The organism is Spartinivicinus marinus (assembly GCF_026309355.1).
Taxonomy (GTDB): Bacteria; Pseudomonadota; Gammaproteobacteria; order Pseudomonadales; family Zooshikellaceae; genus Spartinivicinus; species Spartinivicinus marinus.
On the sequence record NZ_JAPJZK010000001.1, the window covers coordinates 4423080 to 4436957 of the forward strand.

Consider the following 13878-nt stretch of genomic DNA (forward strand, 5'->3'; position numbering starts at 1 on the left):
GTTTATAGACTAGCTTTGAGTTAATCAGGTTGCCATTCAATATAGGGTTGATGGATTTTTTGGGTGATTTTTTGCAGTGTTCCATTCGCTTTGAGTTTACGTAATGCTTCTGAAATAATGGTATCTATTTCTTCTCGTTTTTTACCTTTGGGAATAACGACAGATGAGTCCCACTGATAATATAATTCTCGTCGAACATTTTTAATTCTATTTTTTCGGATGTAACTGTCAACGGCATCTTGCTCCATAATGTATCCCTCAATCCTGTCATTCACAAGCATTGTTACTCCGCTTGCTATGGTGGTGAGTGCTTGTGTCTTGAAAGGGAAAAAGTGAGTATGTCCCATCATGGTAGCAATAGAGTGCATGCTTAGATTCATTCTATTTAGTTTTGGTTTCGCTGCGTTTGTATATAAAATAAAAGCAACTTGAGTGATTCTTTCTGAAGCGTAAGCATAAGGGAGTGTTTCTTCTGCAATGTGAGGTAATCTGATAAGAGGTATATGAAAGTCTGCTTCGCCACTAACCACATTACTCAGCGAGCGAGCAAATGGGTAAAGGACAATTGAAATTTCTCCCTCTGTGTACACTTTATCTATAGCTTGCACAACTTCTACAAAGCCGCCTTTGGGTTGGCCATTGGGCCCATACTCAGAATGAATAGGCAATATTGCTAGACTGGCTGTTAAATCTCTGGCGTTTACTTTGTTGAGTGTGGTTAAAAGGAAAAAAATTACCCCCCCAAAGATAATGCCGTAAATGTTCATGTTTAGATGCTTAGTAGTCGGCTATTAGTTGTTTGCTATGTATTATAGCCTTTATCTTAATAACCAGGTGAGCATCATAAGTCACCTGATTGACTAAGTTATTTTACAATATACATCCCTTCACTTTGTGGGCGTGTCAGTTTGAAACCAAACTTTTCATACAGTGCCGGGACATCAGCCATTAAACATATATACGAGTCTTTTGGTGCTTCCTTGTCTAGAAAGCTCATAATGTGTTCCATTATTATTCGGCCTAACCCTTTACCTTGATGCTCAGGTTCAACAGCAATATCAACAATATCAAAATTTAGTGCACCATCACCAACAACTCTACCCATGCCAATAGGTTTGTTATTTAAACGGATATGTACACCATAAATACTTTTTGGTAAGGCTTTTTCTGCAGTTTGTTTAGATCTTGGACTTAATCCAGAAACCTGGCGCAGACGAAGAAAGTTTTCGGCATCAACGACTTCTTCTATAATCTGGTACATCAATTTCCCCTAATATTGCTGGCGACTAATGAGTGATAAATTATAGGCTTATTTTAGTCTGTAATAGTAGGGTAATTAAACATAAATTTAATGGTTTTAAGATAAATAAATGTAATTGTAAGTATAAACTTACTCTGTAAGAAAAAATCAATTCAATTAATACATGAGTCCGGTGGATAAATATAATTCTCTTTGGTAGTTTATTGGCCTGTTAAGTTGGTTGTTGCATGTTTTGTTTAATGGCTAAATTAAAAAAATATAAATATAAACGAAAGTCTATAGAGGAAATACTCCTTAGACGCTTTTCTCTATAACTGTATGTGAAGGATTAGACCCAAGGAAAGGTTATGTTAAAAAAACTATTACTATCATCAATATTCGCTGTTACTTCAATAACAAGTGTCTATGCGACAGAGGGCGTTAATGAAGCAGAGCCAATAGCTGCCTCTTGTCAAGGTTCTTGGAGACTGACTTGTTCCACGCCTGCTACATGCGGTAATTTTGCTAGCACTCAAAGAGGCTATGTATCTGATAATGGCTGCTCGGTTCACTGGGGGCCTCACCAGTCAATAGGTTGCTCTAACCCTGGTTACAGAGCGGTGACTGTGGGTAAAAGTGGTGATGACCGTTATACAGAATGGTATTTCAGTTATACTAATCGTGGTCGTTGCCCTGTGAAGGCGGTTGTTCATACACCGGGCCAAAAAGTAAGCGTATTTAAGGTGTTAATTCAGTAGCAACTGTTGTTCCTTGTTATTGCTTCATCCATGGATAGGCTCGTTTTATTTAAAGTTAGCTGAAATAACAAATAAACGCCTTCATTAGTAATCAACACAGCTGGCCCTGGCGTTAGTTGTGTTGGTTCCTGCTTTATCTGTATTCTTCTCTTTCTTAACCGAACTAAACTGTATATTTTAAGCTCATATATCCTCAGGGTAGGGTATTTAGTGATGTGACAGGTATTTTATAGGGTAATCATCTTCTATGGCTGGATATTGGCAGCGAATTCAACAGCAAGGGCAGCAGCTTTTAAAGCGTACTTTTGATCGGCATCTTCGCTTGGCGGTAACAGGGTTGAGCCGTAGTGGCAAAACCGCATTTATTACATCGTTGGTCAATCAGTTATTGGAAGGCACTCATAGTCAACAGTTGCCGTTTTTTGAAGTGATTCAGGATGATCGCTTATTAGGTGTGCGGCGTGTACAACAACCCCATCCAGAAGTGGCCAGCTTTCGCTATGATCTTGCGTTACAGTCGTTATCTGGCGATCAGCCAGAATGGCCTGAACCAACTAAAGGGTTAAGTGAAATACGGTTGGCGTTGCGCTTTTTGCCTGCGACAGGGTTATCTAGCTGGCTTGCTGAACCAGTAACACTGCTGCTGGATATTGTTGACTACCCTGGTGAGTGGCTACTGGACTTACCAATGCTGGAGCAAAGCTTTGCTAGTTGGAGTGAGCAGCAGTGGGCATTACTTAATCAGGCGCCGCGTTTGGAGCTTGCCAGTGACTGGTTAAATCGTGTAGCCGCGCTTGATTTTAATGAAGCAACTGATGATCAGTTAATCAGAGAACTTGCTGAGCAATATACGACACTTATCCAGCGATTTCGGGTGGAGCTGGGATTACATTTTTTGCAACCTGGACGATTTTTATTACCAGGTGAAATGAAAGGCGCACCGATACTCAATTTTTTCCCTATTCCTGTAACCTCGCAGGATAAAAAGACTAGTGACAGTTTGTTGGCAGAGCTAACCCGTCGTTATGACAGTTATTGCGAACAGGTTGTTAAGCGCTTTTATAAAGAACATTTTGCCCAGGTTGATCGACAAATTGTTTTAGCAGACTGCTTGCAGCCCTTAAATGCAGGGCCAGGTAGCTTTAATGACTTACAGCTTGCACTGGAGCAAATTGCAGAAAGTTTTAGTTATGGTAAAAGCAGCTTTCTTACACGTTTATTTTCACCCAAGATAGATCGTCTGTTATTTGTTGCAACCAAGGCCGATCATGTCACGCCAGATCAGCATGGTCATTTGGTGGGCTTATTAGCAGAGCTGGTTCAAGGGATTAAACGTCATGTGCGGTTTGATGGTATTACAGTTGAGTCGATGGCTTTGGCATCAATTAGAGCGACGCAGGCAGGTTTTTGTGATTACCAAGGAAAACAAATACCTGCAATTGAGGGATATCAACTAACGGATCGTAGCTTATTGACCTTATTTCCTGGAGAAGTACCTGGTTCTCCACCTAAGGCTGATTATTGGCAGAAGAAGCCGTTTCAATTTGTTGAGTTTTTTCCGCCGGCTAAGCAGCTGAATCAGCCACTCCCGCATATTCGGATGGATCAGGCATTGGATTTTTTACTGGGAGATAAACTGCAATGAGCAAACAAGATGAACAATTGCATCAAGCAGTTCACTTTGACAAATCATTAGCTGAACAACAGCAACCAGAGAAAGTCCAACAACGCCAAGACTTTTCAGCAGATCAATTTACGCCAAAGTTGGAGCAACCTATTGAGCAAGCTTTACCCTTAGCCCCTCAACCGACCAAGTCATTAACAGGGCGCTGGCTGCTGATTGCGGCAGGGTTGGTGGGGGCTGGTGCGTTGGCCGAATTAACTTGGTTTTTAGTTGATCAGTGGCAGCATAACCAGTTGATTGCAACTGCTTATACTGCTGGCGTTGCCCTGTTGGTTGCTTGCCTGAGTAAGGTGCTGTTTGGGGAGCTTCGCAGTTTAACTAAGTTAAAAAAACTACGGCAATGGCAGCGGAAGGCTAATCGCTTACAACAAAGCGAGCAACAAGGAGAGGCAATTCGTTTTGTTAAAAGGTTAAGTCAGCGAAGTGGCTATCGCACGACAGATGGCTATCAACAATGGTTAAATGCTGTTAATAGTAGCCATAATGATGCAGAAGTCCTTACGCTCTATAGCCAAACTGTACTGAAACCACTGGATAGTCAAGCTGAACAGATTGTTTATCGCTGGTCCTCAGAAGCCGCCTTATTAGTGGCAATTAGTCCTTTGGCTATTACAGATATGCTAATCCTGGGTTGGCGTAATATTAAAATGATTGATAAGTTATGCGAGGTTTACGGTGTCAAGTTAGGCTACTGGAGCCGTATTTCTCTTATTCGTACGGTATTTCGTAATATGGTTTATACCGGGGCTACGGAGCTTATTGCCGATATTGGTATGGACTTATTAGGTGCGGAATTGGCTGGCCGGGTTTCCACTCGTTTTACTCAAGGAATGGGGGCTGGTCTGCTTACCGCTAGGCTGGGTTACCAGGCAATCAATTTATGTCGGCCGATCCCTTTTGCTGTTAAACAAAAACCTCGCTTAAAGCATATCTATGGACAGTTAATGACTTACTTGAAACAACAGTTTATGGATAACTTACTGGCGAGTGTTAAGCCTGGTAGCAAGCAGCAATTAAGTAAGAAAAGTGATGGTGTAAGTGGAGGCAGTCCAGAAGCAGAGTAAGTAGTGAAGGGGCATTTTATATTGAATTGTGGAAGGTGGTATACCTCCCACAATTTTGTTTAACGGGAAAACTTAGCCAGCAAAGTTACCTGCAACAAATTCCCAGTTAACCAGCTGCCAGAAAGCTTTTAAGTAGTCGGGGCGTACATTGCGGTAGTCGATGTAATAAGCATGTTCCCATACATCAACTGTGAGCAAAGGCTTTTGGTTGCCAGTTAACGGGGTAGCCGCATTACTGGTATTGACAATTTCTACGCTGCCATCAGGATTTTTTACCAGCCAGGTCCAGCCAGAACCAAAGTTGTTAACGGCTTTGTCTGTTAATTGAGCTTGAAACTCAGCAAAAGAGCCAAATGCTTCGTTAATTGCTGCAGCCAATTCACCAGTAGGCTCACCACCACCATTGGGGCTTAGACAGTTCCAGTAGAAAGTATGATTCCAGACTTGAGCTGCGTTATTAAATACGCCACCTTCAGAGTTTTTAACAATATACTCTAAGTCTTTACCAGCAAAATCAGTGCCTTCGATCAGGCCATTTAGCTTAACAACATAAGTATTATGGTGCTTGCCATAATGGTAATCCAAGGTTTCTTTGGAAATATGAGGTTCAAGCGCATCACGTTCATAAGGAAGAGCAGGCAATTCAATAGCCATTGTGGTTACTCCATTTATTATTCAATCAGGCTTAATAATAGGGTATGTCTTATATAGACAATAACTTCAAATAAGGCAATACAATGACATCGTTTTTACATGCTTACTTTTACATCAATTGTCTTTTGTAAAAAAAGATGTATGACCAATGTGTTGCATATTGCTCAAAGATTGCCTTTGAATAACCATCTTTTGTCGGCCTTGCTTTGAGTTTATACCCTACAGACTTCAGAAGTAGGCAAATCATAGCACTCAAGAGATGCCTTTTCTATGGGATAAAAAGTAGGGTTAATTGGAACCTGAATACTTCATAAAGTATTCAGGTTTAAGAGGTAGCCAATGGATGAAATATTCGGGTTAAAGGGCTTGGGTATTGGTTTTGAATGTACCACTAATGACTTTGATTCTAGAAGTGCCTGGTAGGCTTTCTATAGTGTTTCTACCCATTAGTTGTGAAGGAGTAAAATAACCACCTTCACCACGGTAGTGCAACAAGTGTTGTACAGCTAATAAAGTGCCTGCCACTGTTAGCTGGTAGCCATTGGGGGTGGTTAGATAGGCTTGTTTGATATCGCCTTGGTCATTTTTAACTTCTCCCCAAACATATACTTTGCTTTGTAATCGCTCTTGCTCTGAGGGACCACGACATTTACGTGATGCTTGGTATTTTAAAAAGCGTTGTATGGGTGATAGCGATAGTAAAGGACGATACCAGCGTAGTCGGCGCAAGCGATGAATACTTGCAGGAGATAGAGGTATATAGACTTCGATATTAGGTATATGGGTTGAAAAATAAGCAGTTGCGACATCCCCCCAAGGGATAGTGACAGCCTGTTTTAAGCCATTACCAAAATCAATCTTACGCTGTCTATATCCAAGCGGCACAGTTTTAATAATACCATTTTCACGAATTTTACAGCCGAGCTTTACTCCTTCAATAGCGGTTTTCATAGTGCCAGGGCTTAACTGACTTTTGTTGTCAAAGCCCAGTGCTAAATAATTAGCATCAGGTAGTGCATTTTTCAGGGTTGCTGCAATACAGTCAGTCGGAATAACATCAAAACCTACTCCAGGGCAAAGTACTACATTAGCTGCTTTAGCTGCCTGGTGTTGAGCAAAAATTGCTGTAAATACATCGATTTCACCTGTTATATCAAGATAGTGAGTACCTTGGTTTATACATGCTGAAACCACTGCTTTACTCGTGCTGGAAAAAGGGCCTGCACAAAGTACCACAAGATTAATATCTGCCAATGCTTGATTGACAATGTCCTGGTCAGCCAAATCAAAAATACGATAAGACAACCCTAGTTCTATCGCTAAGGGGGCAATTTCTTGATCATTGCGCCCAGCCAAAATAGGCTCTAACCCTTGCTTTACCGCATCTTTGGCTATTAGACGACCGGTATAACCATTGGCACCATAAATAAGCCACTTAGGCGTTTGTTGGGTTTTTATTGTCCCTGACTGGCTTTCCAGCATATGTTGAGGCTCCGGCAACTGATGTAGTAAGTGGCAGTTACGCCTGCCTAAAATTTTCTATTCAGAACAAAGTGATTCAGGTTGCTTCAGGGCTAGTAGGCTATTAGGGTAGGTGGAGTTAATCAAGGAAATTGTGACTTGGTTATGATGTTATCAGCTGAATGATATACAGTCAGTTAGTACATCAGAAAACAAGTATTGCAATAAATAAGGTAGTGCTAGTTTATAGTGTGCATGTATCACAAGTAGTATGGTTAAAATTAACTAATAAATAGGCTCAAAGCCTATTGGTGAATAGTAACCAATATTCTACAATGGCTGGCAATGATAAAGGGTGAGAAGTTTTGCGATGACTGATAACCGATACGATGAATATGATGATTTACCCAGTGTATCGATTGCAGATGATGATATTGATAGCAGACACTATGGCAGACCAAAAACAATCGTGAAAAAGTCCAGTCCACTGCTTGCATTTGTCGTCTTTCTGCTAGTAATAGCGGTGGCTGCACTGGGTGGGGTTGGTTATTTAACCATCGACAAGCTTAGGAAAGAAAACGCCAGTCTTAAAAAATCTCAGCAAAAAACGCTAACTATTTTGAGTGAAGTGACGGGTAAGCTGTCAGCTACAGGAGCAGATTTGGCTAAGACGACTTCTAAACGTGAAGCGCAACGTGTCAAAATGAAAGAGCAGCTGGAGTTGGCCCATACTGAGATTCGTAAGTTATGGGACTTATCTAACAAGCGTAACAAACCAGATATTGTAGCTAACCAGCAAGCCGCAGAAAAAAATGCAAAAGCCATTGCCAAGCTAACGAATGAGCTTGGTGATAAAGCAAGTACAGTCGAGCAGCTGGCAAAGGACTATAAAACAAGCCAGGCCAAAATAGCTACGTTAACTACTGAGTTAGCTCAGTTGAAAAAAGCAAATGCCAAGTTAAGCAAACAGCTAAATAAACAACCGAGGTCTAACCCAGCGGATGAAACAGCAATTTCTGTATTAACAGAGCAGTTAAATCAATTGGAACAAACTGTTGCAACCCTTTCAGCACAGCAAAAGTTGGCAGGACAACAGGATAAGGCCAAGCAAGCTGATTTACTCAAGCAAGTGGAAGCCCATGCTGAAACACTAAAAGCGATAGATGCATTTAGGCGACAAGTAAATAATCAATTGCTTCAAATTAAGAAAAAGCTTAAGTAATCAGCTGATAGGGAAATCCCACTAGGTGAGCCTTTTTCACTGTTGTTAGTGGGATTTTCAATAAGCTTCACTCCTGCCGTTTGATTGATATGCCGTCTTATTTTTTCTTTAACCAACCCGAATGATATACAACAGATATCTATTTATCATTTGTTGTGTCTACTGATTCTTATCTTGAGGAATATTGTTAATAATTCAATATAAATAAGTTGGTTTAGTTCACGTCAAAAGCTAATGACACCGCTATAATCCATTGAATTGAGGCAAGTTATTCATGGGGTGAGACTCGGGTAATGCTATTGTGTGGTTATTTGTAAATTAATAGTAGTATGGTGGAAGTCGTTTCTCAGTAATCCATGAGTTAACCTGTAGCCAACGAGTCTTATATAAAAAAGGTAATATATACCTGCTTCAGCGGCCGGTATAATTAGAGTAGTTATCATGATGCGGTTAAGTTCTTCTTTATTGTTGCCTGTATCAATGTTAAGTGTATTGCTGATAACAGCTTGTACAAGCAATCCCCCGATAAAATCAAGTATAAAGAAACAAGTTTCATTTAATGCTGTATCGGCCTCTTATGATTATCAGGGGACTGACTATAATAAGCAGTTAGGTGCTTACGCACAGCGTCTTCAGTATGCAGGTAAGTGGCAGGAAAATAATAAGAGCTATGACTTGTTTGGCTTTTACAAGCCTAAACAAAAAGAGCTCTCTCTAACAGCAACTAACTGGGCGCAGCTTAAACAAAGTATTACCAGCGATTTATTACACAAGCCCATTGTTCAAGTACGTTTTCATATTCCCCAAAATATTAAGCAACCGTTGATCAGAGCGTTCAGGAATCAAAAAGGCCTGTTAACACCAGCCCTAAAATTGAATTCGGCCAACGAAATTATCCCTGATATAGAAAAAACAACACTGCTGCATAATTGGTTTAAGGAAAAGCAGCAGTTTAGTATGCTTTCCCTAAAAAACACCCTGAAATACCATGTACGTTTTGTTACCAGTGTTGAAAGTCAATGTCCAAACCGAGAGCAACAAGGGATGACAAACTGTGTAATGAAAAGCTGGGTGTTATCCAATAACTTGAATTTAGGTGATGATCATAGTCCTTATAACTTGTCATACCTGAATCGACTATTGAATGAGCACTTGCCTACAATTGGCTACATGATTATTCCAGACCAACCGTTGGTTGAGTCCCCCGCAGTTGTACATATGAAGTTTGCAGACCACTCTAAAACCTTAACATCAGCGGCACCTGAGCAGCGAGCAGCAGATATTAGCCCTTATTTTGTTGCCAGCCGTATAGACTTTGTATTAGTTGATTCTGCCAGCCAGCAATTGGAAGGAAAACTGACTAAGAACAGTGCTTACTGTGAGGCTAAATTACTACAGCTTGAGGCACTGGATGCGCTAAAAAACAGTGTAAAACCCACGCTTAAACAGCGCCAACAAATTATGGCATACACTGATAAAGTAGCCAGTGAGTTTTGTAAAAATACCTTAAAACAACTCATTAAATAAATGATATACCTAAAATATATACCCAATGCGTAGGATTTTTAGGTGAGGCCATCAAGTAACGAAGCCTCATGAGCCTATATTAATAGGTGATTGGGGGCGAGGAATGATGATAACAAAACCTAAAAATGATTCGCGACGGGTATATAGTGTTTAATGATATTAGTCCTTGGGGTTGAGGTTAATGCCATAAAGATCCTTCAAAGAAATATAATAAGTTGAATTTGTGATGCCCGTATAAACTTTTGTTACCTATTGTTTAAATTTATTGAGATTTAGGCAGACTAACAGGTTTGGGGCATCAGCTTATCAAAGGCTTAATGGGCATTGTAGAGTCAGTCTACAACTGTAAGCAAGATTAATCTGAAAAAAACACTTATATGGGGATACGCTAACCATTTGTCTTATCTATAAAAGAATAGATGTATACAGAGTTAGGCTGAATTTTAGTATGACACAACTATTTATTTTTATTTTGCATTTTAGGAAATACTGTCCATGCTGAAACTAGGCTATAAACACAGTGCAAAAGGAGCGATATGGTTAGTAGGCAATAAAGTGGTTATTGGTAATGGCGCTACATGTGACTTTATTGTAAAAGACCCTGCAATTGCGGAAGAGCACGTTAGTATTTTTATCCAAGGTGATCAGGCTACTCTAATCGATTTAACGGGGGGTATTAACACCTATGTTAATAATGAACCCGTATTAAGAAACCGGGTATTACTTGCTGGTGATACCATTCGAATTGGTTCAACTGAGCTATTAATTTCTGACCCTAAACAAGTAAGAGCACCTGTTCATAACCCAGTCAAAAAAGTAACTGGCTGGTACCTTAAGCCAGTTAATCACGATCTCACTGAAAACACCATTGCTGTTACTGATCAGCTATTAGTAGGACGTGCCACCGATTGTGATTTGTGTTTATCTTCTCCTCATATATCTAGACGTCATGCAGAACTGTATCTAGTTGATGGTTTACTTTTTGCGAAAGACCTTATTTCAGCCAACGGCTCTTATATTAATGATTTGCAGATTACAGAAGGTCGGCTTCGTACTGGTGACTTGATTACCTTTGACCAATACAGCTTTGTGGTGATTGGCCCACCTGAAGATCAAAGCAAAACCAGGGTCAGGACAAAGTCACAAACGATGACTAATCAAAATTATCATAAAACCAGTGCGGGCTTTATGCCACTTAATCAGTTGAATAGTAATTTGCAACAACAAGAATTATTAAATGCAAGTAAGTCTGATAATAGTAGTTTCAAACTCTGGGGGTGGGGAGCTTTACTGCTGGTTTTGCTGACACTACTCTGGTGGTTTAATTTAATCAGTTAGTAATTCATTCACTTTGACTATGTTTGTTTTAGCTGTGATTGTGATTGTAGTTTGTTCTTAATCAAAGTAAGGAACAATGCTGACGAAACGCCAGATGAACCAAATAACATACACATCACCATAATCTGATAGCGTACTGCAATTAAGGGGGAAACCCCTGATAATATTTGCCCTGTCATCATTCCTGGAAGTGAAACCAAGCCAACAGCAAAAAGAGAGTTAGTAATAGGAATTAATGAGGCTTTAAATGCAATAATGCGAGCTTGTTCATAGGATAAGCCTCTATTCAACTCAGCTTCTATTCTTTCTCCAGCCAGGCTGACACTGTTCATCGCATTGGCAAATAACATACCTGCTAAAGGAATAACATAGTTCGGCATGTACCAAGGTTGTAGTTCTAAAATAAACTGAGTAATTAGCAATAAAATAATTCCGCCGCCAAATGTAATTGAAATAAAAGAAATTAAATATAACGCCTGGCGCGGAACTGACAGAGTACGTAATGCTATCCAACTTGATGCAGCTATCATAATCGTGAGAACGGAGCTAACAAGTAAAGCACTATCACTAGCAAAAATATAGGTTAAGACATAACCAATGAGTAGTAATTGGGCTAGCATACGACAAATGGCATAAACAGCGTCTTTATAATCTAACTGCCATTTCCAAATAATAGCGATAACAACGGCTACTGGAATGAAAGCCAGTGCTAGGTTAGTAAAGGGGATTATTTGTATGGAGTCATTCATTAAATGTGTAGACCTAAAAGTGGGCTATGATTATTACATAAATAGTAGATTTTCATTCGATTATTTCGGTAGTGACTTCGGTTTTTACTGAATTGGCAATAAAGCACTTTTCGTGAGACAGGTGATGCATTTCCTCCAGCTGTTGTCGGGTAGGCTGGTTACCAAGGAAGGTGATCTGCGGGCGTAGAGTGACTTTAGTCATTGCCATTTTACCATCAGAGTCTTTTTCTAGAGTACCTGTAGCATTGTCTACATATTCGTGAATAATAAACTTTCGCTGCGCAGCAATAGCTAGAACAAATAACATATGACAGCTTGATAGGGCTGCTACAAATGCTTCTTCAGGATCAACATTGGTTGCTTCTGAGTAAGGTAGGGGAACAATATGAGGAGAAGAAGAAGCAGGTACCGTAATACCCCCATCAAATGACCAAGTATGGGCTCGACTGTATTGGTGAGTTAAAAAGTCTTCTTGTTCAGCTTTTTGCCACTTAATGGTTGCCGTGTATTCAGACATTTGCAATTTCCTTTGGAAAAAAATTAAGGTTAAAGTGTTAATCGAGGGGCTGGTGTATATACGCTTTTATTACATTTAGTGATTCTATAACAGGCATTTTATTAATAATATTTGTAGATTCAGTAAATGGATAATCTAAACTGCTTTGCCATTTGGTGATGGCCGGTAAATCAACTGCCGGAAGTAATACCATCTGCTCAATGGTAATAGTCAGTTTGTTGGCGAGACACTTTGATTGATTATTATTTTCCCAGTCATAAAGGCCGCAGCCTATGCGAATATTTTGGTTAACCTTTTCCGTCATGAGTACTAGCCATTGGCATGATAAACTGGATTGGGTAGCTTGGACTGAATCAAGTAGACAATAGGTATAAACATTTTCGAAAGACTGGTTGAAATTAGTTACCAATGTATCTGTAATACCTGTTAGACCAACGGTGGTAGCCGGAAAATTAATATTAGCTGTTTTATTTTTTATTTCCAGAATGGCATCATCAGAAAAAGCACTTTTCATTAATTCTGGTTTGTTGTTATCTTTCGCCAGTATATAGGTGCGTATTATATTTTCAAAATGGCTATCAACTGAACTATTCATACTCTATTTATATTTTTAAAGTTAAAAGTGGTTGGTTAATGTAACTAGCTTTATTGCTGCTCTATATGTAGTAGCTTTTGCTTGGCTTCTAAACCACCTGCATAGCCAACCAGTTTGCCATTGTTGCCAATAATACGGTGGCAAGGGATAAAAATAGAAATGGCATTAGCGCCATTTGCGTTGGCAACCGCTCGAGTAGCTCTTTTATTGCCTATTTTTTCTGCAAGTTGAAGGTAACTGGTGGTGGAGCCAAAGGGAATTTCTGTCAATGCCTGCCAGACAGTTTTTTGAAAAGGGGTGCCCACCATCAATAAAGGAATAGCAAAGGTATTTCTTTCCGCATTAAAATATTCTGTCAGCTGTTGTCTGGCTGCTTGAAGAATATCACTATCTTCTTCAACAAAAATTGCGTTAAGTCTTTTCGTCAGCCTGTTATCAACCGTAGTTCTTGCTTCTCTATATTGCCAGTCACACAAGCAAAGTTGACCATTATATTCACCTAAGATTAATTTCCCACAGGGTGAATGATAATATTGAATATTTATTTTATTCATGAGTTGTTACAGTGTTTCTCCATTAACGATGGACCAATGATAAGGTTGCAACTCTCTAATTGCTTTAAAAATAAGCTGGTTTTGTGGATTACTAATGGCAACCTGCACGTCACCACTCCAGTGGACAAGTCGTTCCTGACAAAGTATACAAAAACTGAGGATTAGGACGTTGTCCTGTTCTGTCTCCCGACAAACGCAGAGTGAGTGATTACTTTGTTGGGTTTATGAGCTTCCAGAATAGATCCCACTTCCATACATAAAGCAAGTGAATCATTTTTAGTTTCAGGTTCTAGTCAAAATTTTACCTGATTGCGTTCTAATTGCTACAGCTCCACCAAACCCGGCAGGGTAATGTTGCTCTGCCGCAAGGAATAATTGTTCTTCAATATTCACGCTACCGCCCTTGGAATAACCAAAAACTTAGGGTTTTGTTATTGAGGTATTAATCTGAGAATGCTCAGACGTTGCTCTACAAAATGACATATATAAATTCGCTATCATCTTGTATTTTTTAA

At 39.7% G+C, this 13878-nt stretch carries 14 protein-coding genes; 6 read left to right on the top strand and 8 right to left on the bottom strand.

The genetic code is table 11. The features are described from left to right. Window positions 1-20: 20 nt before the first annotated feature. Both OQE68_RS19790 and OQE68_RS19795 read right to left on the bottom strand, forming a co-directional pair. Window positions 21-767, bottom strand: a complete 747-nt coding sequence (locus OQE68_RS19790; RefSeq protein WP_180569471.1) for a substrate-binding periplasmic protein — start codon at window positions 765-767, stop codon at window positions 21-23. 98 nt (window positions 768-865) lie between these two features. After that, complete coding sequence (locus OQE68_RS19795; protein ID WP_180569470.1) at window positions 866-1261, bottom strand: GNAT family N-acetyltransferase; 396 nt, start codon at window positions 1259-1261, stop codon at window positions 866-868. A 347-nt stretch (window positions 1262-1608) separates the two neighbouring features. On the opposite strand from OQE68_RS19795, the gene OQE68_RS19800 reads away from it, so the two are divergent. The 3 genes from OQE68_RS19800 to OQE68_RS19810 all read left to right on the top strand — a co-directional run bounded on the left by OQE68_RS19800 (window position 1609) and on the right by OQE68_RS19810 (window position 4746). Next, the gene (locus OQE68_RS19800; protein ID WP_180569469.1) at window positions 1609-1998 is read left to right on the top strand and encodes a hypothetical protein; all 390 of its coding nucleotides are present in this window, start codon (window positions 1609-1611) and stop codon (window positions 1996-1998) included. A gap of 247 nt (window positions 1999-2245) precedes the next feature. Continuing rightward, complete coding sequence (locus OQE68_RS19805; protein ID WP_180569468.1) at window positions 2246-3643, top strand: YcjX family GTP-binding protein; 1398 nt, start codon at window positions 2246-2248, stop codon at window positions 3641-3643. After that, window positions 3640-4746 (top strand): YcjF family protein, encoded by a 1107-nt coding sequence (locus tag OQE68_RS19810; protein ID WP_180569467.1) that lies wholly within the window; start codon window positions 3640-3642, stop codon window positions 4744-4746. Before OQE68_RS19805 ends, OQE68_RS19810 begins: the two co-directional genes overlap by 4 nt. Window positions 4747-4818: 72 nt before the next feature. On the opposite strand, the gene sodB is transcribed toward OQE68_RS19810, so the two are convergent. Both sodB and OQE68_RS19820 read right to left on the bottom strand, forming a co-directional pair. Then, window positions 4819-5400, bottom strand: a complete 582-nt coding sequence (gene sodB / locus OQE68_RS19815) for a superoxide dismutase [Fe] (protein ID WP_180569466.1) — start codon at window positions 5398-5400, stop codon at window positions 4819-4821. A 357-nt stretch (window positions 5401-5757) separates the two neighbouring features. Next, window positions 5758-6882 carry a saccharopine dehydrogenase family protein gene (locus OQE68_RS19820; protein WP_180569465.1) on the bottom strand — a complete coding sequence of 375 codons (1125 nt, stop codon included), beginning with the start codon at window positions 6880-6882 and terminating at the stop codon, window positions 5758-5760. 349 nt (window positions 6883-7231) lie between these two features. On the opposite strand from OQE68_RS19820, the gene OQE68_RS19825 reads away from it, so the two are divergent. The 3 genes from OQE68_RS19825 to OQE68_RS19835 all read left to right on the top strand — a co-directional run bounded on the left by OQE68_RS19825 (window position 7232) and on the right by OQE68_RS19835 (window position 10948). After that, on the top strand, window positions 7232-8083 hold the full coding sequence (locus OQE68_RS19825) for a hypothetical protein (protein WP_180569464.1): 852 nt from the start codon (window positions 7232-7234) through the stop codon (window positions 8081-8083). Between the two features lie 441 nt (window positions 8084-8524). Further along, the gene (locus tag OQE68_RS19830) at window positions 8525-9610 is read left to right on the top strand and encodes a hypothetical protein (RefSeq protein ID WP_180569463.1); all 1086 of its coding nucleotides are present in this window, start codon (window positions 8525-8527) and stop codon (window positions 9608-9610) included. A gap of 495 nt (window positions 9611-10105) precedes the next feature. Further along, complete coding sequence (locus tag OQE68_RS19835) at window positions 10106-10948, top strand: FHA domain-containing protein (RefSeq protein WP_180569462.1); 843 nt, start codon at window positions 10106-10108, stop codon at window positions 10946-10948. Window positions 10949-10965: 17 nt separating this feature from the next. Here OQE68_RS19835 and OQE68_RS19840 read toward each other — a convergent pair whose 3' ends face one another. Genes OQE68_RS19840 through OQE68_RS19855 form a run of 4 tightly spaced genes read right to left on the bottom strand, consistent with a single transcriptional unit; the run spans window position 10966 to window position 13363 of the window. Next, window positions 10966-11697 (bottom strand): ABC transporter permease, encoded by a 732-nt coding sequence (locus OQE68_RS19840; protein WP_180569461.1) that lies wholly within the window; start codon window positions 11695-11697, stop codon window positions 10966-10968. A gap of 52 nt (window positions 11698-11749) precedes the next feature. Further along, window positions 11750-12214 carry an OsmC family protein gene (locus OQE68_RS19845; RefSeq protein ID WP_180569460.1) on the bottom strand — a complete coding sequence of 155 codons (465 nt, stop codon included), beginning with the start codon at window positions 12212-12214 and terminating at the stop codon, window positions 11750-11752. Window positions 12215-12251: 37 nt separating this feature from the next. Further along, window positions 12252-12809 (bottom strand): hypothetical protein, encoded by a 558-nt coding sequence (locus tag OQE68_RS19850; RefSeq protein WP_180569459.1) that lies wholly within the window; start codon window positions 12807-12809, stop codon window positions 12252-12254. 50 nt (window positions 12810-12859) lie between these two features. Then, entirely contained in the window at window positions 12860-13363 is a 504-nt protein-coding gene (locus OQE68_RS19855; protein WP_180569458.1) for a methylated-DNA--[protein]-cysteine S-methyltransferase, read from the bottom strand. Window positions 13364-13878 lie beyond the last annotated feature (515 nt).

What these genes read in the sequence shown, in the direction of transcription:
- OQE68_RS19790 (WP_180569471.1), bottom strand. Translation starts at nt 767, where the DNA reads ATGAACATTTACGGCATTATCTTTGGGGGGGTAATTTTTTTCCTTTTA.
- OQE68_RS19795 (WP_180569470.1), bottom strand. Translation starts at nt 1,261, where the DNA reads ATGTACCAGATTATAGAAGAAGTCGTTGATGCCGAAAACTTTCTTCGT.
- OQE68_RS19800 (WP_180569469.1), top strand. Translation starts at nt 1,609, where the DNA reads ATGTTAAAAAAACTATTACTATCATCAATATTCGCTGTTACTTCAATA.
- OQE68_RS19805 (WP_180569468.1), top strand. Translation starts at nt 2,246, where the DNA reads ATGGCTGGATATTGGCAGCGAATTCAACAGCAAGGGCAGCAGCTTTTA.
- OQE68_RS19810 (WP_180569467.1), top strand. Translation starts at nt 3,640, where the DNA reads ATGAGCAAACAAGATGAACAATTGCATCAAGCAGTTCACTTTGACAAA.
- sodB (WP_180569466.1), bottom strand. Translation starts at nt 5,400, where the DNA reads ATGGCTATTGAATTGCCTGCTCTTCCTTATGAACGTGATGCGCTTGAA.
- OQE68_RS19820 (WP_180569465.1), bottom strand. Translation starts at nt 6,882, where the DNA reads ATGCTGGAAAGCCAGTCAGGGACAATAAAAACCCAACAAACGCCTAAG.
- OQE68_RS19825 (WP_180569464.1), top strand. Translation starts at nt 7,232, where the DNA reads ATGACTGATAACCGATACGATGAATATGATGATTTACCCAGTGTATCG.
- OQE68_RS19830 (WP_180569463.1), top strand. Translation starts at nt 8,525, where the DNA reads ATGATGCGGTTAAGTTCTTCTTTATTGTTGCCTGTATCAATGTTAAGT.
- OQE68_RS19835 (WP_180569462.1), top strand. Translation starts at nt 10,106, where the DNA reads ATGCTGAAACTAGGCTATAAACACAGTGCAAAAGGAGCGATATGGTTA.
- OQE68_RS19840 (WP_180569461.1), bottom strand. Translation starts at nt 11,697, where the DNA reads ATGAATGACTCCATACAAATAATCCCCTTTACTAACCTAGCACTGGCT.
- OQE68_RS19845 (WP_180569460.1), bottom strand. Translation starts at nt 12,214, where the DNA reads ATGTCTGAATACACGGCAACCATTAAGTGGCAAAAAGCTGAACAAGAA.
- OQE68_RS19850 (WP_180569459.1), bottom strand. Translation starts at nt 12,809, where the DNA reads ATGAATAGTTCAGTTGATAGCCATTTTGAAAATATAATACGCACCTAT.
- OQE68_RS19855 (WP_180569458.1), bottom strand. Translation starts at nt 13,363, where the DNA reads ATGAATAAAATAAATATTCAATATTATCATTCACCCTGTGGGAAATTA.